Raw genomic sequence first — 19,493 nt, forward strand, 5'->3', positions numbered from 1 at the left:
TCCCGCACGCGCGCACCGGCCAACAGCCGGACGTCCGACCAGATCTGACGGAGCGTCAAGATAGAACAGGTTCTAGAAGAAGGGAACGGGCGCACCTCCTGGGTATGCACTACGGGGTGTACTGGCGATCGAGGGGTCGTTCGGCAGCTGGCCGCGGGAGTCGCCGGACGACCGATCGTTCGGTTCGGGGATTCAATGGTGGGATGCGCCGAGGAGAGGTGTCAACGGCTGTGGATAACCTGCGGGCAGCCGCTGTGGACAACCTGTGTGGCCGGTGAGGCAGGGGACTGTGCGCGGGGAGTGCCCCTGAGTACCGTTCCGTGCGACGCCGGGGAGTGATAGGCGTGGAGCGCCACCGGGCCCCGTGGCCGGGCGGGCGTGGTGGACGGTGGCAGTTGGACGGACGGGACTCGGAAACGGGGCGGAATGGACGCGAACGACGGAGGCTCGAACGCCCCCGAGGAGGGCGAGCGGATGCCTGCCTCCGAGACGGGCCCAGGCACGCCGACCGCACCTGAGGGCTCGCGCCAGCCGGTCGTACCCGAGGACTCGCGCACGCCTGCCGCCCCGGAGGGCCCGCACACGGCCACCGCCTCCGGGTGGCCGCACGTGCCTGCCCAGCAGCCCCATCACCCGCCCCCGCCCGAGTCAGAGGCGCAGACACAGCCAGAACCGCAACCGCAGCCGTCGTACGGTGCCACCGACCCCGCGGACGCCCCCGCAACCGTCCCCGCGCCCCCCGACGCCCGTATCGGCGTAGCCGCGCTGTCCCTGCGCTATCAGGTCGGTGCCGCGTTGGCGGTCGCGGTCGTCGCGGTGGCCGCGCTCGTGCACCTCGGGATGGTGTTCCTGCACGTCGCGCCGTCGAACACGGTGACGAAGCAGCACGGCAAGGCGATCGACGAGTGGATCTACCCGGAGTTCGAGCAGAACTGGAAGCTCTTCGCGCCGAACCCGCTCCAGCAGAACATCGAGGTCCAGGTGCGCGCGGACGTCCGGAGCGCGGACGGTACGACCCGTACGACCGGCTGGTACGACCTGTCGGCCGAGGACGGCGCAGCCATCGACGGCAATCTGCTGCCGAGCCACACCGAGCAGAACGAGCTGCGCCGGGCCTGGGACTTCCTCACCGCGACGCACGACAACGCCAACCGCCCGATCGGCCTGCGCGGCACGCTCGCGGAGACGTATCTGCGGCGCATCGTCGTGCTGCGCCTCGGCCGGGACGACGCGGCCGGAAAGGGCGGCGCCGTCCAGCGCGTCCAGGTCCGCTCCCGCACCACCAACGTGCCCCCGCCCGAGTGGAGTGACGAGCAGGTGTCGACCACCCCCCAGTACCGCCTGCTGCCCTGGTGGCCGGTCCCGGCGGACGAGGCCGCGGGAGGCGTCCGGTGAACGACTTCGGAGTCTCGGTCTCCCGAGGCATTGCCCGCGTCACCGAGTCGGCCCTGGGCCCCTACCAGAGCGCCGTGATCCGCATCGGCTTCGCCGGCACCTGGCTGCTGTTCCTGCTCCGCGAACTGCCCCACCGCCAGGAGCTCTACGGCCCCGACGGACCCTGGAGCTGGGGTCTCGCGCGCCAACTGGTCGCGGACAACGGCGCGTTCAGTGCCCTGATGTGGTGGGACGGCCAGTTCTGGTTCGAGGCGGTGTACGCGCTGGCCGTGCTGGCGAGCGTCCTGCTGCTGCTGGGCTGGCGCACCCGCACGATGTCCGTGCTGTTCATGGTCGGCGTGCTCTCGCTGCAGAACCGCAGCGTCTTCATGGGCGACGGCGGCGACAACGTCCTGCACCTGATGTCCATCTACCTGGTGTTCACCCGCTGCGGTCAGGTCTGGTCCCTGGACGCACGCCGGGCCGCGCGTACGCGGGAGGCACGCGCGCGTGGGGAGTGGATTCCCGACCGGGTCGGGCCCGTCCTGTGGGTCGTGCTCGGTACGGCGCTCGTCTCGGTGACCGCGATGGGCCGGTTCGACAGCGACTGGTTCGTGCCCGTGCTCCTGTGGGGCGTGTGGCTGGCGCAGGCCCTGTGGTGGGCGATCGCGCGGTATACGAAGTCGTACGAGCCCCGGGTGCTGCTCGACATCGTCGCGAACGTCGTCCACAACGGCGCCCTGTTCGTCATCGCGAGCGAGGCCTGTCTGATCTACGCGACGGCCGGCTGGTACAAGATCCAGGGTTCCCGCTGGCAGGACGGCACCGCCGTCTACTACCCGCTCCACCTCGACTACTTCTCCCCGTGGCCCGCCCTCGCCGACCTGCTGGCCGGCAGCGGCACGATGGTCATGCTGGTGACCTACGGGACCGTGATCGTCCAGGTCGCCTTCCCGTTCACGCTCTTCAACCGGCGCGTGAAGAACGTCCTGTTGGCCCTGATGATGACCGAGCACGCGGTGATCGCCGTGCTCCTGGGGCTGCCGTTCTTCTCCCTGGCGATGATCGCGACGGACGCGGTGTTCCTGCCGACGTCGTTCCTGCGGCGACTGGGCGGGTGGGCGGCACACGCGCGTGGACGCGTGTTTTCCGCGGGCGTCCCAAAACCGCTCCCCGTAGAGGGCGACTCCGTCCCGCCACCGGAGGATCCCGAGCACCCCGAGCACACCCACGCAGCTCCGGAGAGCCGCAGCACACCCACGTAGGCTGCACGGCATGACCGCCCCAGCCCCCGACCCCGCCACAAGCGCCTGGCGCCGGCTCGCCGACACCTCGGTGCTGCTCGACGGTTTCCACGCCCTGAAGCACGCCCTGCGCTTCGGGGCGGAGGTCCCGGTGGCGGTCGCCACGGACCGACGGGCGGCCCTCGCCCTCGCCGACGACCTGGCCCCCGACGTACGGGACACCCTGGACGCGCTGCTGACGGAGGTCCCGGAGGGCACGTACCGCTCCTTCGTGCCGCGCCCGCATCCCACCGGGGTGGCCGCCCTGGCCGTACGCCCCGCGCGCGAGGCCAACCTCCGGCACCTCGCGCACACGCCCCGCACCGCGCCCGTGATCGTCCTCGACAACCCGCGCAACCTGGGCAACGCGGGTGCCGTGATCCGGCTCGCCGCCGGTTTCGGGGCGACCGGGGTGGTCACCACCGGCACCCTCGACCCCTGGCACCCCACGGCCGTACGCGCGGGGGCGGGCCTGCACTACGCGACCGCCGTGGAGCGCCTGACGGTCGCCGAACTCCCGCCCGGCCCGGTGTTCGCCCTCGACCCCGAGGGCGACGACATCCGGGCCCTCAAGCTCCCGGACGACGCCGTCCTCGCCTTCGGCTCAGAACGCACCGGCCTGTCCCCCGAACTACGCGCCCAAACCGACCACTTGGTGTCCCTACCGATGCGCCCCCAGGTCAGCAGCTACAACCTGGCGACAAGCGTGGCGATGACCTTGTATCACTGGACCACTGGAGCGCCCTGAAGGGGCGCGGGGAACGGCGCGACCAGCCACAACAGACCGATAGCCGCACACCAACCGCACCCCCCGAGCTCCTAGGCGTCCCGACGAACCTCAACAACCCGGAACCGGTTGGCGACAAACGCCCCATCACACAGGGCAGCGTTGGCAGCCGGGTTACCACCAGATCCGTGGAAGTCGGAGAACGCGGCGGTCTGGTTGACGAACACCCCGCCCGTCAGGTTCAGCGACAACTGCGCCGCCTCCTCAAGGCAAACCTCCTCAACGGCCCGCTCAACCCCCTCGTCGGTGGTGTACGCCCCAACAGTCATCGCCCCCTTCTCCCGCACAGTCCGCCGCAACAGCTCCACCGCATCCCCCGCCGAATCGACCGCGACGGCAAAGGAGACGGGCCCGAAGCACTCACTCATGTACGCGGCCTCGTCATCCGGCTTCGCACCGTCCAGCTTCACGATCACCGGCGTACGAACGACCGCGTCCGGGAACTCCGGATTGACGATCTCCCGTGACGCGAGGGCGACTTCACCGAGCCCGGCGGCAGCCTCCAGGCGGGCCTTGACGTCCGGGTTGACCAGCGCGCCCAACAGCCCGTTCGCACGCGCGTCGTCACCGAGGAGCCCGTCCACGGACCGCGCGAGATCGGCGACGACCTCGTCGAAGGACTTGGGCCCCTGGTCGGTGCCGATGCCGTCCCGGGGGATCAGCAGGTTCTGCGGGGTCGTACACATCTGCCCGCTGTACAGCGACAGCGAGAACGCCAGGTTGGACAGCATCCCCTTGTAGTCGTCGGTCGACTCCACGACGACCGTGTTGACGCCGGCCTTCTCCGTGTAGACCTGCGCCTGGCGGGCGTTGGTCTCCAGCCAGTCGCCGAAGCCCGTCGACCCGGTGTAGTCGATGATCCGGATCTCGGGGCGCGTGGCCAGCGTCTTGGCGATGCCCTCACCGGGACGCTCGGCGGCCAGCGCCACCAGGTTCGGGTCGAAGCCCGCCTCGGTGAGCACCTCCCGCGCGATCTGCACGGTCAGCGCGAGCGGCAGCACCGCGCGCGGGTGGGCCTTCACCAGGACAGCGTTGCCGGTGGCGAGGGACGCGAACAGGCCCGGATAGCCGTTCCACGTCGGGAAGGTGTTGCAGCCGATGACCAGCGCGGTCCCGCGCGGGACCGGCGTGAACTGCTTGTTCATGACGAGCGGGTCGCGCTTGCCCTGGGGCTTGGTCCACTCCGCGACGGCGGGCGTGCGGACCTGCTCCGCGTACGCGTACGCCACCGCCTCCAGGCCGCGGTCCTGGGCGTGCGGGCCGCCCGCCTGGAACGCCATCATGAAGGCCTGGCCGCTGGTGTGCATGACCGCGTGCGCGAACTCGTGCGTCCGGTCGCTGATCCGCTTGAGGATCTCGATGGAGACCACGGCACGCGTCTCCGCGCCCGCGTCCCGCCACGCGCGCTGCCCGGCGCGCATGGCCGGCAACAGGACGTCGAGGTCCGCGTGCGGGTAGGTCACGCCCAACTCGACGCCGTACGGCGACACTTCGCCGCCCACCCAGTCGTCGGTGCCGGGCTGGCCGAGGTCGAGGCGGGTGCCCAGGAGGGCGTCGAAGGCGGCCTTGCCCGCCGCCGCGTCCAGGCTGCCGTGCTCGCCGTAGGCCTTGGGGTGTTCGGGGTGCGGGGACCAGTACGCGCGCGTGCGGATCGCTTCGAGCGCCTGGTCGAGTGTCGGCCGGTGCCGGGCGATCAGCTCGGACGCGGTCAGTTCGGCGGCCATGCGGGACCAACTCCTCGTTTCAAGAACTCGTCTGTGAGCTCATGACCTGGGCAGAAACTTGGGCGGGAACAGGCAGTCAGAGTTAGAGTAACCGAACGATCGGTCGGGACAAGGGGGTCCGCCGCATCTGTGGAAAACCCTGTGCGGGAGGATCGCGCACATGACAGCACTCGACCTCAGCAGCCCCGTGGCCGTCGTCGGCGCCGGCACCATGGGCCAGGGCATCGCCCAGGTCGCGCTGACCGCGGGCCATGTCGTGCGGCTGTACGACGCCGTTCCGGGGCGGGCCCGGGACGCGACGGCCGCGATCGTCGCCCGGCTCGACCGGCTCGTCGAGAAGGACCGCCTCACCGCCGCCGACCGGGACTCCGCACGCGACCGTCTGCTGCCCGCCGAGGCCCTCGCCGACCTCGCGGACTGCACCCTGGTCGTCGAGGCCGTCCTGGAGCGGCTGGACGTCAAGCAGCAGCTGATGCGGGACCTGGAGGACATCGTCGGCGAGGACTGTCTGCTCGCCACCAACACCTCGTCCCTGTCGGTGACGGCCATCGGCGCCGCCCTGCGCAACCCGGGCCGCTGCGTGGGCCTGCACTTCTTCAACCCGGCGCCGCTGCTGCCGCTCGTCGAGGTCGTCTCCGGGTTCGCCACCGACGTCACGTCGGCCACACGCGCGTACGAGATGTCCCGCGCCTGGGGCAAGACGCCCGTGGCGTGCGCGGACACCCCCGGTTTCATCGTCAACCGCATCGCCCGGCCCTTCTACGCCGAGGCCTTCGCGGTCTACGAGGCACAGGCCGCCGACCCGGCCACCATCGACGCGGTGCTGCGCGAGTCCGGCGGCTTCAAGATGGGCGCCTTCGAACTGACCGACCTGATCGGGCAGGACGTCAACGAGTCCGTCACCCACTCCGTGTGGCAGGCCTTCTTCCAGGACGTGCGGTTCACGCCCTCCCTCGCGCAGCGCCGCCTGGTCGAGTCCGGCCGCCTCGGCCGCAAGACCGGGCAGGGCTGGTACGACCACGGGGACGACGCCGAGCAGCCCGAGCCGCACACCGCGGAACCGGCCCAGCCGCCCGCGTACGTCGTCGTGGAGGGCGACCTGGGCCCCGCGGCCGACCTGGTCGCGCTGATCCGCGAGGCGGGCATCGTCGTCCGCGAGGAGGAAGAGGACCACGGCACCCGCATGGTCCTGCCCGGCGGCGGTCAGCTGGCGCTCGCCGACGGGCAGACCTCCGTCGAGTTCCGTGACGTTGTCTACTTCGACCTCGCCCTCGACTACCGCAGGGCCGGCCGTATCGCCCTGTCCGCCTCCCAGGACACCGCCTCACAGACCCTCACCGAGGCGACCGGCCTCTTCCAGGCGCTCGGCAAGGACGTCAGCCTCATCGGGGACGCCCCCGGGATGATCGTCGCCCGCACGGTGGCCCGGATCGTCGACCTGGCGCACGACGCCGTCGCCAAGGGCGTCGCCACCGAGGAGGACATCGACACCGCGATGCGCCTGGGTGTCAACTACCCTCTGGGTCCGTTCGAATGGAGCCGCAGGCTCGGCCGCAGCTGGGCCTACGACCTCCTGGACGACCTGCACCTGCGTGATCCGTCGGGACGGTACGCGCCGTCCCTGGCGCTCTACCGCCACGCGTACGCCACCGAGAAGCGGGAGGGCACCCCATGACGACCGCCAAGCGCGACACGTACACCCCGGAGACCCTGCTCAACGTCGCCGTCCAGGTCTTCATCGAGCGCGGCTACGACGGCACCTCCATGGAGCACCTCGCCAAGGCGGCCGGTATCTCCAAGTCGTCGATCTACCACCACGTCACCGGCAAGGAGGAGCTGCTCCGCCGCGCGGTCAGCCGCGCCCTGGACGGCCTCTTCGGGATCCTCGACGAGGAGCACGCACGCGTGGGGCGCGCTGTGGAACGGCTGGAGTACGTCGTACGGCGGATGGTCGAGGTGCTGACCTCCGAGCTGCCGTACGTGACGCTGCTGCTGCGGGTGCGCGGCAACACCGACACCGAGCGGTGGGCGCTGGAGCGGCGGCGGGACTTCGACCACAAGGTGGCCGATCTGCTGAAGGCCGCTGCGGCCGACGGCGATCTGCGCGGCGACGTCGAGGTGCGGCTGGCGACCCGGCTCGTCTTCGGGATGATCAACTCCATCGTGGAGTGGTACCGGCCCGACGCGCGGGGCATGGGTGAGCGCGAAGTGACCGACGCGGTGGCCCAGTTGGTCTTCTCCGGGCTGCGCAACCCGGCCTAGCGGGTCAGCCTGAGCAGGTCAGCTCTGCGGCTCCAGGTCCTCCTCCTCGAAGACCAGCAGCGTGCGCGAGCTGAGCACCTCGGGGATCGCCTGGAGCCGGGTGAGGACGAGTTCGCGCAGCGCTCTGTTGTCCGGCGTGTGCACCAGCAGCAGGACGTCGAAGTCGCCGCCCACCAGGGCGATGTGCGAGGCGCCGGGGAGCAGTCTCAGCTGCTCGCGGACCGTGCGCCAGGAGTTCTGCACGATCTTCAGGGTGATGTACGCCGACGTGCCCTGACCCGCGCGTTCATGGTCGACCCGGGCGCCGAAGCCGCGGATGACGCCGTCCTCGATGAGCCGGTTGATCCGCGCGTAGGCGTTGGCGCGCGAGACGTGCACCCGTTCGGCGACCGACCTTATCGACGCACGGCCGTCCGCCTGGAGCATCTGCAGGATGTCCTGATCAATGGCATCGAGCGGGCGCGGGGGCGGCAGGGTGTTGCCGGCCTCCGGGCCTTCGGCCATTTGTTCAGGTGCCATGTCCCCCCGCCTCCCTACCATGGACGTACTGCGTTCATTTCAGGCTGTGGAGAACCGTTTGTCCACAGCCTGGAGGTGCCTGTAGCCAAAATGTGCCGACGACCGAACAATCGGTAGGGAGGCGCGGCACGTCCGACGCGTCTCTCCGAGCCACTCCCACGAGGAGGTGCCGTCATGACGGTCATGGAGCAGCGGGGCGCGTACCGGCCCACACCGCCGCCCGCCTGGCAGCCGCGCACGGACCCCGCGCCGCTGCTGCCCGACGCCGCGCCGTACCGCGTGCTCGGCACCGAGGCGGCCGCACAGGCCGACCCCGGACTGCTGCGCCGGCTCTACGCCGAGCTGGTGCGCGGCCGCCGGTACAACGCGCAGGCCACCGCCCTCACCAAGCAGGGCCGGCTCGCCGTGTACCCCTCCACCACCGGCCAGGAGGCCTGCGAGGTCGCCGCCGCGCTGGTCCTCCAGGAGCAGGACTGGCTCTTCCCCAGCTACCGCGACACGCTCGCCGCCGTCGCCCGCGGCCTCGACCCCGTGCAGGCCCTCACCCTGCTGCGCGGCGACTGGCACACCGGCTACGACCCGCGCGAGCACCGCATCGCCCCCCTGAGCACCCCGCTCGCCACCCAACTCCCGCACGCCGTCGGCCTCGCGCACGCGGCCCGCCTCAAGGGCGACGACGTGGTCGCCCTCGCCATGGTCGGCGACGGCGGCACCAGCGAGGGCGACTTCCACGAGGCGCTGAACTTCGCCGCCGTCTGGCAGGCCCCGGTCGTCTTCCTCGTCCAGAACAACGGCTTCGCGATCTCCGTCCCGCTCGCCAAGCAGACCGCGGCCCCCTCCCTGGCCCACAAGGCGGTCGGCTACGGCATGCCCGGCCGTCTGGTCGACGGCAACGACGCGGCCGCCGTGCACGAGGTCCTCGCCGACGCCGTACGGCACGCGCGCGAGGGCGGCGGTCCCACGCTCGTCGAGGCCATCACGTACCGCATCGAGGCCCACACCAACGCCGACGACGCGACCCGCTACCGGGGCGACACCGAGGTCGAGGCCTGGCGGGCGCACGACCCGATCGCCCTCCTGGAGCACGAACTCACCGAGCGCGGGCTCATCGACGAGGACGGCATCAAGGCCGCGCGCGACGCCGCCGAGACGATGGCGGCCGAGCTGCGCGCCCACATGAACCAGGACCCGGTGCTCGACCCCATGGACCTGTTCGCCGACGTGTACGCCGAGCCCACCCCCCAACTCCGCGAGCAGCGCGAACAGTTGGCGGCGGAGCTGGCGGCCGAGCGCGAGGGGACGCACTGATGACCACCGTCGCCCTCAAACCGGCCACCATGGCGCAGGCCCTCACGCGCGCGTTGCGCGACGCGATGACCGCCGACCCCACCGTGCACGTCATGGGCGAGGACGTCGGCACCCTAGGCGGCGTCTTCCGCGTCACCGACGGGCTCGCGAAGGAGTTCGGCGAGGACCGCTGCACGGACACCCCCCTCGCCGAGGCGGGCATCCTCGGCACGGCCGTCGGCATGGCGATGTACGGCCTGCGCCCGGTCGTGGAGATGCAGTTCGACGCGTTCGCGTACCCGGCGTTCGAGCAGTTGATCAGCCACGTCTCCCGCATGCGCAACCGCACCCGCGGCGCGATGCCCCTCCCGATCACCATCCGCGTCCCCTACGGGGGAGGCATCGGCGGCGTCGAGCACCACAGCGACTCCTCCGAGGCCTACTACATGGCCACCCCGGGCCTGCACGTCGTCACCCCCGCGACCGTCGCCGACGCCTACGGCCTGCTGCGCGCCTCCATCGCCTCCGACGACCCGGTCGTCTTCCTGGAGCCCAAGCGCCTGTACTGGTCGAAGGACACCTGGAACCCCGACGAGCCGTCACCCGTTGAACCCATCGGCCGTGCCGTGGTCCGCCGCCCGGGCCGCAGCGCGACGCTCATCACCTACGGCCCGTCCTTGCCCGTCTGCCTTGAAGCCGCCGAGGCGGCCCGGGCCGAGGGCTGGGACCTCGAAGTCGTCGACGTGCGCTCCCTGGTGCCCTTCGACGACGAGACGGTCTGCGCGTCCGTACGGCGCACCGGCCGCGCCCTCGTCGTCCACGAGTCGGGCGGCTACGGCGGCCCGGGCGGCGAGATCGCGGCCCGCGTCACCGAGCGCTGCTTCCACCACCTGGAGGCGCCGGTGCTGCGCGTCGCCGGGTTCGACATCCCGTATCCGCCGCCGATGCTGGAGCGGCACCATCTGCCCGGCGTCGACCGGATCCTGGACGCCGTGGGCCGGCTCCAGTGGGAGGCGGACAACTGATGGCACAGGTACTGGAGTTCAAGCTCCCCGACCTCGGCGAGGGCCTCACCGAGGCGGAGATCGTGCGCTGGCTGGTCGAGGTCGGCGACGTCGTCGCCATCGACCAGCCGGTCGTCGAGGTCGAGACGGCCAAGGCGATGGTCGAGGTCCCGTGTCCCTACGGCGGTGTCGTCACGGCCCGCTACGGCGAGGAGGGCACCGAACTGCCCGTCGGCTCCCCGCTGTTGACGGTCGCGGTCGGGGCACCGGCGTCCGATGTCGAGGCCGAGACCGAGGGCTCCGGGAACGTGCTCGTGGGCTACGGCACGGGCGCCCCTCCGGCGCGGCGGCGCCGAGTACGGCGGATGGCGGCGGACGTCGTGACCTCGGTGGCGGACGCCCCAGCCCCAGCCCCTGCCCCCGCAACTCCTCAGGCCAGTGGCCGGGACGACGGTCCCGTCCCCGTGATCTCCCCCCTCGTCCGACGACTCGCCCGCGAGAACGGCCTGGAACTACGGGAGTTGACGGGCTCCGGACGCGACGGCCTGATCCTGCGGGCGGACGTCGAGCAGGCACTCCGCGCGGCGGCGGCCCAGGAGGCGATCGCCCAGGAGGCGACACTCCTGCCCCCGGCCACCCTCCCCGACCCGACAGCCCAGCCCACGCCCCCCGCCCCCAGGACCACCCCCGCCCTCCCCACCGACGGAGTCACCCGCACCCCCCTCCGCGGCATCCGCGGCGCCGTCGCCGACAAGCTCTCCCGCAGTCGCCGCGAGATCCCCGACGCGACCTGCTGGGTGGACGCCGACGCGACGGAGCTGATGCGTGCCCGCGCGGCCATGAACGCCGCCGGTGGCCCCAAGATCTCCGTGCTCGCCCTCCTCGCCAGGATCTGCACGGCCGCGCTGGCCCGGTTCCCGGAGCTCAACTCCAGCGTGGACATGGAGGCGCGGGAGATCGTCCGGTTCGACCGGGTGCACCTCGGCTTCGCCGCGCAGACCGAGCGCGGGCTGGTCGTGCCCGTCGTACGGGACGCGCAGGCAAGGGACGCGGAGGCGCTGAGCGCGGAGTTCGGGCGGCTGACCGAGGCTGCCCGGACCGGGACACTCACCCCCGGGGACCTCACCGGCGGCACCTTCACGCTCAACAACTACGGGGTGTTCGGCGTCGACGGTTCCACGCCGATCATCAACCACCCCGAGGCGGCCATGCTCGGCGTCGGCCGGATCGTCCCCAAACCCTGGGTGCACGCGGGCGAGTTGGCGGTCCGGCAGGTCGTCCAGCTCTCGCTCACCTTCGACCACCGGGTGTGCGACGGCGGCACCGCGGGCGGTTTCCTGCGGTATGTGGCGGACTGTGTGGAACAGTCGGCGGTCCTGTTGCGCAACCTGTGATCACGGCGGCGCGGGCGAGTTCCCTGTGATCAGGGCGGGACGCATACTCGGGGGGTGACCGCGCACGAGCCCCCCGACGCCGCACCCGCCGTCGCCTACGACGCCGTCGTGCTCGCCGGTGGTGCCGCCCGACGCCTCGGCGGTGCCGACAAGCCGGGCCTGCGCGTGGGCGGCCGGGCCCTGCTCGACCGGGTGCTCGCCGCCTGCGCCGACGCCGGGACCACGGTCGTCGTGGCCGACCCGAGGCCCACCGCCCGGCCGGTGCGCTGGGCACGCGAGGAACCGCCCGGCGCGGGCCCGGTCGCCGCGCTCGACGCCGGTCTGCGGCACACCACCGCCGATGCCGTCGTGGTCCTGTCCGCCGACCTGCCGTTCCTCGAAGTGGCCACCGTACGGCGGCTGTTGACCGCTCTGCGGAGCAGCGGCGCCGAAGGGGTGCTGCTCACCGACGCCGACGGGCGCGACCAGCCGCTCGTAGCCGCGTACCGCGCGTCGGCGCTCCGCCGCGGACTGGCCGCACTCACCTCGGAGCACGGCAGCCTCACCGGGCTGCCCCTGCGCCGGCTGACCGCCGCACTCGATCTCACCCGCGTCCCCGACCCCGTCGCGTCCTTCGACTGCGACACCTGGGACGACCTCGCCGCCGCCAGGGCACGCATCAGGGAGCATGGGCACGTGTTGGATGAATGGATTTCCGCAGTCAAGGACGAACTGGGCATCGACCTGGACGTCGACACCGGCATCCTGCTCGACCTCGCCCGCGACGCAGCGCATGGAGTGGCCAGGCCCGCAGCCCCGCTGACCACCTTCCTGGTCGGCTACGCGGCGGCGCAGGGCAAGGGCGGCCCCGAAGCCGTCGCCGAGGCTGCCCGCAAGGCTGTCGCGCTCGCGCTGCGCTGGGCCGACGAGGACACCCCGGAAGCCCCGTCCGACGCCAAGCCGGACGCGAAGGCTGACACCGCATCCGGTGCCAAGTCCGCATCCGGTGCCGAGCCTGACGCCCCGTCGTCCGCCCCCGGTCCGGACGCCGCCGGATGACCGCGCGCGGTATGCACGCCGGCGAGCACGCCCGGGACGCCGAGGACCTCGACGTCGAGGAGGTACTCGCCCTCGTGAACGAAGGCAGCACCGGCTCCGGCGACCCCGCCGTGCCCCCACCCTCGACCTCCCCCGCGCACTCGCCGCAGGGCACCCCGCCCAAGCCCGACACCGAGCAGCACAAGGCCACCCCCTGGCCCGAGGCCCGCGCGATCGCCGGCCGCGCCGCACGCACCGGTTCCCACCGCGCCCCCGTCTCCGTGACCCTCGACTCCGCCCTCGGCCTGGTCCTGGCCGCGCCGCTCGTCGCCCTGAGCGACCTGCCCTCGTTCGACACCTCGGCGATGGACGGCTGGGCGGTCGCGGGCCCCGGCCCCTGGGCCGTACGCGAGGACGGGGTGCTCGCCGGGCACGCCCAGTCCGAGCCGCTGAGCGACGGCGAGGCCGTGCGGATCGCGACCGGTGCCCGGGTCCCCGCGGACGCCACCGGCGTCATCCGCAGCGAGCACGGCCGCACCGACGACAAGGGGCGGCTGCACGCGGCCCGCGACGTCGGACACGGCCAGGACATCCGCCCGCGCGGCCAGGAGTGCCGTAGCGGCGACCATCTGCTGCCCGGCGGCACGCTCGTGACCCCGGCGGTGCTCGGCCTCGCCGCGGCCGCCGGGTACGACACGCTCACCGTCGTACCCCGGCCCCGGGTCGAAGTCCTCATCCTGGGCGACGAGTTGCTCACCGAGGGGCTGCCCCGGGACGGGCTCATCCGGGACGCGCTCGGGCCGATGCTGCCGTCCTGGCTGCGCGCGCTCGGCGCCGAGGTCACCGCGGTCCGCCGGCTCCGCGACGACGCGAAGGCGCTGCACAAGGCCATCACCGGCAGCACCGCCGACCTCATCGTCACCACCGGAGGCACCGCCTCCGGCCCGGTCGACCACGTCCACCCCACCCTGCGCGGCATGGGCGCCGAACTCCTCGTGGACGGCGTGAAGGTACGCCCCGGCCACCCCATGCTGCTGGCCCGTATCAAGGACGACCAGCACCTCGTCGGCCTGCCCGGCAACCCGCTCGCGGCGATCTCCGGCCTGCTCACCCTCGCCGAACCGCTGCTGCGGACCCTGTCCGCCCACCCCGCGCCGGAGCCGTACGCGCTGCCCCTCCAGGAGGCGGTGCACGGGCATCCGTACGACACCCGGCTCATCCCTGCCGTGCTGCGCGGTGACTCTGCCGTGCCGCTGCACTACAACGGGCCGGCCATGCTGCGCGGGATCGCGGCGGCCGATGCGCTCGCGGTCGTACCGCCGGGTGGTACGCGACAGGGGCAGCAGGTGGAACTCATCGATCTGCCCTGGGCGGTCGCCGGGATCGGGGTGTGTTTCACGTGAAACAATCGGGGCATGATGCGATCGCCCGCCAGGCGGACGAGCATCTCGTGACCCATCGGGTGGAACTCCCGAAGAAAGTGGTTGAGCACCCCTTCCAGCAGGTCGCGAAACGGCTGTCCATCGCGCTGTTCCTGCTGGTCGCGACCGCGCTGATCGTCTATGCCGACCACGAGGGCTACAACGACAACTCGGACGGCTCGGTCGACTTCCTCGACGCCTTCTACTACGCCACGGTCACCCTCTCGACCACCGGCTACGGCGACATCACCCCGGTCAGCGACGGCGCCCGGCTCACCAACATCCTGGTCGTCACACCGCTGCGCGTGTTCTTCCTGATCGTCCTCGTCGGCACCACCCTCGAAGTCCTCACCGAACGCACGCGGGAGGAATGGCGTCTCAACCGCTGGAGGTCCGCGTTGCGGGATCACACCGTCGTCATCGGCTTCGGGACGAAGGGGCGGTCCGCGATCCAGACCGTGTGCGCGACGGGACTGAAGAAGGAACAGGTCGTCGTGGTCGACCCCAGCGGGAAGGCGATCGAGGCGGCGAGCAGCCAGGGCTACGTCGGAGTCGTCGGGGACGCCACCCGCAGCGAGGTCCTCAAGCGCGCCGAGGTGCACAAGGCGCGGCAGATCATCATCGCCACCCAGCGCGACGACACGGCGGTCCTGGTGACGCTCACGGCCCGGCAGCTCAACCGGGGCGCGAAGATCGTCGCCGCCGTCCGCGAGGAGGAGAACGCGCCGCTGCTCAAGCAGTCCGGCGCCGACGCCGTCATCACCAGCGCCAGCGCGGCCGGCCGCCTGCTCGGCCTCTCCGTGCTCAGCCCCGCCGCCGGCATGGTCATGGAGGACCTCATCCAGCAGGGCAGCGGCCTCGACATGACCGAACGCCCGGTCATAAAGGCCGAGGTCGGCAAGTCCCCGCGCGACACGGACGACCTGGTGGTGAGCGTCGTACGTGGGCATCGAGTACTCGGCTACGACGACCCGGCCATCGGGACCCTTCAGCTGACCGACCGGCTCATCACCATCGTGCGGGTCTCACCGGGTTCGCAGGTCGCGCCGGACACCCGGCCGCTGCCGGAGTGACACGCCTCCGACCGCTGCCTCAGTGACCCACCTTCGGCGGTCGGCCGTACGACGAGGAGTAGCGTCGGCCTCATGTATGCGATCACGATTCCCGAACCTGGTGGACCCGAAGCGCTGGTGTGGGGCGAGGTCCCGGACCCGGTGCCCGGCGAGGGCGAGGTCCTGGTCGAGGTGGTGGCCAGCGCGGTCAACCGCGCCGACATCATGCAGCGCCAGGGTTTCTACGACCCGCCGCCCGGCGCGTCCTCCTACCCCGGCCTGGAATGCTCCGGCCGGATCACCGAGATCGGCCCCGGGGTGTCCGGCTGGTCCGTCGGCGACGAGGTGTGCGCGCTGCTCGCGGGCGGCGGTTACGCCCAGAAGGTCGCCGTTCCGGCCGGGCAGTTGCTGCCCGTGCCCGCCGGTCTGGACCTGAAGCAGGCCGCCGCGCTGCCCGAGGTGGTCTGCACGGTCTGGTCGAACGTCTTCATGGTCGCCCACCTCCGTCCCGCCGAGACGCTCCTCGTGCACGGCGGTTCCAGCGGCATCGGCACCATGGCGATCCAGCTCGCCAAGGCCGTCGGCGCGAAGGTCGCCGTCACCGCCGGTACGAAGGAAAAGCTGGACTACTGCGCCGAGTTGGGCGCCGACATCCTCATCAACTACCGCGAGCAGGACTTCGTCGCCGAGCTCCAGCAGGCCACCGGCGGTGCGGGCGCCGACGTCATCCTCGACAACATGGGTGCCAAGTACCTGGACCGCAACGTCCAGGCCCTCGCCGTCAACGGGCGGCTCGCGATCATCGGGATGCAGGGCGGCATCAAGGCCGAGCTGAACATCGTCGCGCTCCTCGGCAAGCGGGCCGCGATCAGCGCGACCTCGCTGCGGGCCCGCCCCCTCGGCGAGAAGGCGGCCATCGTCGCCGCCGTACGCGAGCATGTGTGGCCGCTGATCGAGGCCGGGCAGATCCGGCCGGTCGTCGACCGGGAGCTGCCGATGAGCGAGGCGGGCAGCGCGCACCAGGTGCTGGAGGACAGCGGGCACATCGGCAAGGTGCTGCTCGTCGCGCCGTAGAGCCGCCGTTCGCTAGCTCCGGCGCACCCGGAGGGCGATGAAGGCGAGGCCCAGGCCGAGCCCGATGAGGATCAGGCCGCTGCCCAGCGGCAGGATCCGCAGCACGGGCTCGGCGGAGCCCTCGGCACGGGTGACGGTCTGGCGCAGGGGCTGGAGGGGCGGGGAGCTCGGCACGGGGGCGGCCTCTTGAGAGGACGCGGAGTCGGCGGGCGCGGGACTCGTGGGACTGGCCGAGGGGCTTCCGCCGTCGTCACCGTCCGCTGTCAGCCCGGCTGTGTCCTCGCCCTCGTTCTCGTCCTCGTCCGCGGTCGGTTCCGCGGTGCGGCCCGGCCGTTCCCGTCCTTCGCCCGCCCGGCTTCCGGCTCTGGAGGGCTCGGCGGAGGCATGGGGGGCGTCGGGGCCGGAAGCCGGTCTCAAGGCGGAGGCCGAGGGGGAAGCGGAGGCGGCGCCGGACGCGGGTGCCGTGACCGTGACCCGATCACCCCCGGCACCACCGGTGCTCGCACCGCTCCCCGCCTCCACCCCGTACGCCGGAAGACTCCCGTACGGGCTCACCACCGCGCCCGTGCCCAGCACAAGCAGCAGTCCCGTCGCACGCAGTGACGGCAATGTACGCAGCCATGGAGTCACGTCCGTGACCCCCTCCCGAGCCGAGACGGCAAGATCGACGCACCCAGCGTCACATCGGGTGGGCGGTCCGGCACTCCGGGTTCGGCCATGCGGAAACGGTGGATCACCTTTCGAGGGGGGCACCACGGTGGTGAGGTGTGCGCGTGCGAGAGAATGGCCGCATGGAGATGCCGAGGAACGAAAGGTCACCGGAGAAGCCTCAGATCCTGGTCGTGGGACAGGACGGGATGGCGCTCGGTGGCACCGGGGACGAGGACTCCCGCGAGATCCCGGTGACGGAGATGGTGGAGCAGCCGGCCAAGGTCATGCGGATCGGCAGCATGATCAAGCAGCTTCTCGAGGAGGTGCGTGCGGCTCCCCTCGACGAAGCCAGCCGGGCCCGGCTCAAGGAGATCCACCGCAGCTCCGTGAAGGAACTGGAGGACGGTCTGGCGCCCGAGCTGGTGGAGGAGCTGGAGCGGCTGTCGCTGCCGTTCACCGACGACGTGACGCCGAGCGACGCGGAACTGCGCATCTCGCAGGCCCAGTTGGTGGGCTGGCTGGAGGGGCTCTTCCACGGGATCCAGACCACGCTGTTCGCCCAGCAGATGGCCGCGCGGGCGCAGCTGGAGCAGATGCGCCGGGCGCTGCCGCCGGGTGTCGGCGACGGCACCGAGGAGGGCCAGCCGGGCGCCGGTCGCGTGGGCGGCCCGTACCTGTAGTCACCCTTCACCCGCACACGAGCCCGTACCGACAAACACATGGGGCCCGGCAGCCGATGCTGCCGGGCCCTTCCACATGCTCGATGTCAGGACGGGTTGCCCGTCGACACACCCAGCTGGATCTGGGGCATGTCCTTGGGGTCCACGTCCGTGCCGGCCGCCGGGAACTGGTCCATGACCGTGCCCTGCCCGTAGGTGTTCTCGTCCTCGGACTTGATCTTCACCTTCCAGCCCGCGGCCTGCAGGCAGGACTTGACCGAGTCGATGTACTTGAACTGGAAGTCCGGGATCTGGATCTTGTTGGGGTCGTTGTACGACTCCTCCGGCTCCTTGCACGCGGTCGTCGCGATCGTCTTCGAGGTGTCGCCGTCGCGGTGCCCCTCGACCGCGGTCGCCGAGGTGCTCGCGCTCGCGCTGCCGCCGCCGCCCTTCGCGTCGTCACCGCTGCCGTTGTTCATCGACAGGGCGACGATCAGCGCGCCGACCGCGACCAGGGCGACGACCACCGAGCCGATGATCACCGGCTTGTTGCTCTTGCCGTCGCCTCCCCCGGAGGCCGGCGTCGGGTGCTGCGGGGTCAGGTTGTACGGCGGCGGGGTCGAGATGCCCTGCTGCCCGAACCCGACCGAGGGCTGCGGCTGATAGCCCGACTGCTGGGGATAGCCGTAGGCCGGGGCGGGCGCGGGTGTGCCACCGTAGGGACCCGGCTGGTACGGCGTTTGGACCGGGCCGGTGGGGGCCGGGGCCGCCTGGTCGACCGGCGGGAAGACCGCGGAGCCGACGCCCGAGCCGCTCTGCGCGGGTGCGCCCGGCACGATGCTCGGGGCGGCCGCGTGCAGCGAGGCGGCGACCCGCAGGCACTCGTCGCGCATGGACTCGGCGTTCGGGAAGCGCTCGTTCGGGTTCTTCTTCAGCGCGCGGGTGATCAGCGCGTCCACGGCCGGCGGCAGGGAACGGTTGATCGAGGAGGCCGCGACCGGCTCCTCCTGCACATGCGCGTACGCGATCGCCAGCGGCGAGTCCGCGTCGAACGGCAGCCGCCCGGTGACCAGTTGGAACAGCATGATGCCGACCGAGTACAGGTCGGAGCGGGCGTCCACGCCCCGGCCGAGCGCCTGCTCCGGCGAGAGGTACTGCGGGGTGCCGACGACCATGCCGGTCTGCGTCATCGAGGTGACGCCGGACTGCATGGCGCGGGCGATGCCGAAGTCCATGACCTTGACGACCCCGCGCTTGGTCATCATCACGTTGCCCGGCTTGATGTCCCGGTGGACCAGGCCCATCTCGTGGCTGATGTCGAGCGCGGCCAGCACGTCCGCGGTGATCTTCAGCGCCTTGTCGGCGGGCATCGCGCCGAACTGCCGTACGTCCTCGTCCAGTACGGAGCCGAGCGGGCGGCCCTCGACGTACTCCATGACGATGTACGGCATCGTCGTGCCGTCGAGGGCGTCCTCGCCGGTGTCGAAGACCGAGACGATGTTGGTGTGGGTGAGCTTGGCCACGGCCTGGGCCTCGCGGCGGAAGCGCTCGCGGAAGGCCTGTTCCCGGCCGAGTTCGGTGTGCAGTGTCTTGATCGCTACCTGGCGGTCGAGCACCGAGTCGTACGCCAGGTGCACGGAGGCCATGCCGCCCTCGCCGAGCAGGTCGCGCAGTTGATAGCGGCCGCCTGCGAGCGCGCGCCCCGCATAGCGGCCCTGTGCGCCGTCCTGGCTCATGTCCCGTGTCCCCCATCGGCGCCGGCCCAGTGATCGAAAGTGCCATTCCCGGCCAAGTCTGCCGGAGGGCACTGACACGTCAAGCGCGGTGCCCGATCCGTGACCGTACGCGAAAGAAGAGTCGTGGAAGCGTTACAGGTGCTGTACCGGCGGTACACAGAATTTGCACGACGGCCCGTGATACCGATTTGATGGCCGGTCCGTCTACGGACGATTCCGGCACTGATCCCGGACCGACGGCTTGCGCCG

17 protein-coding genes are annotated in these 19,493 nt (G+C 71.6%); 13 read left to right on the forward strand and 4 right to left on the reverse strand.

Annotated features, from left to right (window positions below; all coding sequences use genetic code 11):
- Window positions 1-426 precede the first annotated feature (426 nt).
- The 3 genes from ACIBK4_RS47345 to ACIBK4_RS47355 are packed head-to-tail and all read left to right on the forward strand — an operon-like array spanning window position 427 to window position 3,405.
- A complete protein-coding gene (locus ACIBK4_RS47345) occupies window positions 427-1,395 on the forward strand; it encodes a DUF5819 family protein (protein ID WP_399005830.1) in 969 nt (322 codons plus the stop codon).
- Entirely contained in the window at window positions 1,392-2,639 is a 1,248-nt protein-coding gene (locus ACIBK4_RS47350; RefSeq protein ID WP_399005832.1) for an HTTM domain-containing protein, read from the forward strand. The genes ACIBK4_RS47345 and ACIBK4_RS47350 overlap by 4 nt, the downstream gene beginning before the upstream one ends.
- A 10-nt stretch (window positions 2,640-2,649) precedes the next feature.
- Window positions 2,650-3,405, forward strand: a complete 756-nt coding sequence (locus ACIBK4_RS47355; protein WP_399005834.1) for a TrmH family RNA methyltransferase — start codon at window positions 2,650-2,652, stop codon at window positions 3,403-3,405.
- Between the two features lie 71 nt (window positions 3,406-3,476).
- Here ACIBK4_RS47355 and paaN read toward each other — a convergent pair whose 3' ends face one another.
- Entirely contained in the window at window positions 3,477-5,168 is a 1,692-nt protein-coding gene (gene paaN / locus ACIBK4_RS47360) for a phenylacetic acid degradation protein PaaN (RefSeq protein ID WP_399005836.1), read from the reverse strand.
- A 160-nt stretch (window positions 5,169-5,328) separates the two neighbouring features.
- On the opposite strand from paaN, the gene ACIBK4_RS47365 reads away from it, so the two are divergent.
- Entirely contained in the window at window positions 5,329-6,843 is a 1,515-nt protein-coding gene (locus tag ACIBK4_RS47365; protein WP_399005838.1) for a 3-hydroxyacyl-CoA dehydrogenase, read from the forward strand.
- Entirely contained in the window at window positions 6,840-7,430 is a 591-nt protein-coding gene (locus tag ACIBK4_RS47370; RefSeq protein ID WP_366433209.1) for a TetR/AcrR family transcriptional regulator, read from the forward strand. Before ACIBK4_RS47365 ends, ACIBK4_RS47370 begins: the two co-directional genes overlap by 4 nt.
- 18 nt (window positions 7,431-7,448) lie before the next feature.
- Here ACIBK4_RS47370 and ACIBK4_RS47375 read toward each other — a convergent pair whose 3' ends face one another.
- Window positions 7,449-7,949, reverse strand: coding sequence for an Lrp/AsnC family transcriptional regulator (locus ACIBK4_RS47375; RefSeq protein WP_384160329.1), 501 nt, complete (start codon window positions 7,947-7,949; stop codon window positions 7,449-7,451).
- Between the two features lie 174 nt (window positions 7,950-8,123).
- On the opposite strand from ACIBK4_RS47375, the gene pdhA reads away from it, so the two are divergent.
- The 7 genes from pdhA to ACIBK4_RS47410 all read left to right on the forward strand — a co-directional run bounded on the left by pdhA (window position 8,124) and on the right by ACIBK4_RS47410 (window position 16,198).
- Complete coding sequence (gene pdhA / locus ACIBK4_RS47380) at window positions 8,124-9,257, forward strand: pyruvate dehydrogenase (acetyl-transferring) E1 component subunit alpha (protein ID WP_399005841.1); 1,134 nt, start codon at window positions 8,124-8,126, stop codon at window positions 9,255-9,257.
- On the forward strand, window positions 9,257-10,261 hold the full coding sequence (locus ACIBK4_RS47385; protein ID WP_399005844.1) for an alpha-ketoacid dehydrogenase subunit beta: 1,005 nt from the start codon (window positions 9,257-9,259) through the stop codon (window positions 10,259-10,261). The genes pdhA and ACIBK4_RS47385 overlap by 1 nt, the downstream gene beginning before the upstream one ends.
- A complete protein-coding gene (locus tag ACIBK4_RS47390; protein ID WP_399005846.1) occupies window positions 10,261-11,634 on the forward strand; it encodes a dihydrolipoamide acetyltransferase family protein in 1,374 nt (457 codons plus the stop codon). The genes ACIBK4_RS47385 and ACIBK4_RS47390 overlap by 1 nt, the downstream gene beginning before the upstream one ends.
- A 54-nt stretch (window positions 11,635-11,688) precedes the next feature.
- Window positions 11,689-12,672, forward strand: a complete 984-nt coding sequence (locus ACIBK4_RS47395; RefSeq protein WP_399005848.1) for an NTP transferase domain-containing protein — start codon at window positions 11,689-11,691, stop codon at window positions 12,670-12,672.
- Window positions 12,669-14,054: a molybdopterin molybdotransferase MoeA gene (locus tag ACIBK4_RS47400; protein WP_399005850.1), complete on the forward strand. Its 1,386-nt coding sequence runs from the start codon at window positions 12,669-12,671 to the stop codon at window positions 14,052-14,054. The genes ACIBK4_RS47395 and ACIBK4_RS47400 overlap by 4 nt, the downstream gene beginning before the upstream one ends.
- On the forward strand, window positions 14,051-15,145 hold the full coding sequence (locus tag ACIBK4_RS47405; protein ID WP_399005852.1) for a potassium channel family protein: 1,095 nt from the start codon (window positions 14,051-14,053) through the stop codon (window positions 15,143-15,145). The genes ACIBK4_RS47400 and ACIBK4_RS47405 overlap by 4 nt, the downstream gene beginning before the upstream one ends.
- Window positions 15,146-15,217: 72 nt before the next feature.
- On the forward strand, window positions 15,218-16,198 hold the full coding sequence (locus ACIBK4_RS47410; RefSeq protein WP_399005854.1) for an NAD(P)H-quinone oxidoreductase: 981 nt from the start codon (window positions 15,218-15,220) through the stop codon (window positions 16,196-16,198).
- Window positions 16,199-16,210: 12 nt separating this feature from the next.
- On the opposite strand, the gene ACIBK4_RS47415 is transcribed toward ACIBK4_RS47410, so the two are convergent.
- Window positions 16,211-16,828: a hypothetical protein gene (locus tag ACIBK4_RS47415; RefSeq protein WP_399005856.1), complete on the reverse strand. Its 618-nt coding sequence runs from the start codon at window positions 16,826-16,828 to the stop codon at window positions 16,211-16,213.
- A gap of 161 nt (window positions 16,829-16,989) precedes the next feature.
- Between ACIBK4_RS47415 and ACIBK4_RS47420 the strand changes: the two genes are divergently transcribed.
- Entirely contained in the window at window positions 16,990-17,529 is a 540-nt protein-coding gene (locus tag ACIBK4_RS47420) for a bacterial proteasome activator family protein (RefSeq protein ID WP_399005858.1), read from the forward strand.
- 86 nt (window positions 17,530-17,615) lie between these two features.
- Here the strand turns inward: ACIBK4_RS47420 and ACIBK4_RS47425 are convergent, their stop codons facing one another.
- The gene (locus tag ACIBK4_RS47425) at window positions 17,616-19,244 is read right to left on the reverse strand and encodes a protein kinase (RefSeq protein WP_399005860.1); all 1,629 of its coding nucleotides are present in this window, start codon (window positions 19,242-19,244) and stop codon (window positions 17,616-17,618) included.
- Window positions 19,245-19,493 lie beyond the last annotated feature (249 nt).

This window comes from Streptomyces sp. NPDC050528 (assembly GCF_044457795.1).
Taxonomy (GTDB): Bacteria; Actinomycetota; Actinomycetes; order Streptomycetales; family Streptomycetaceae; genus Streptomyces.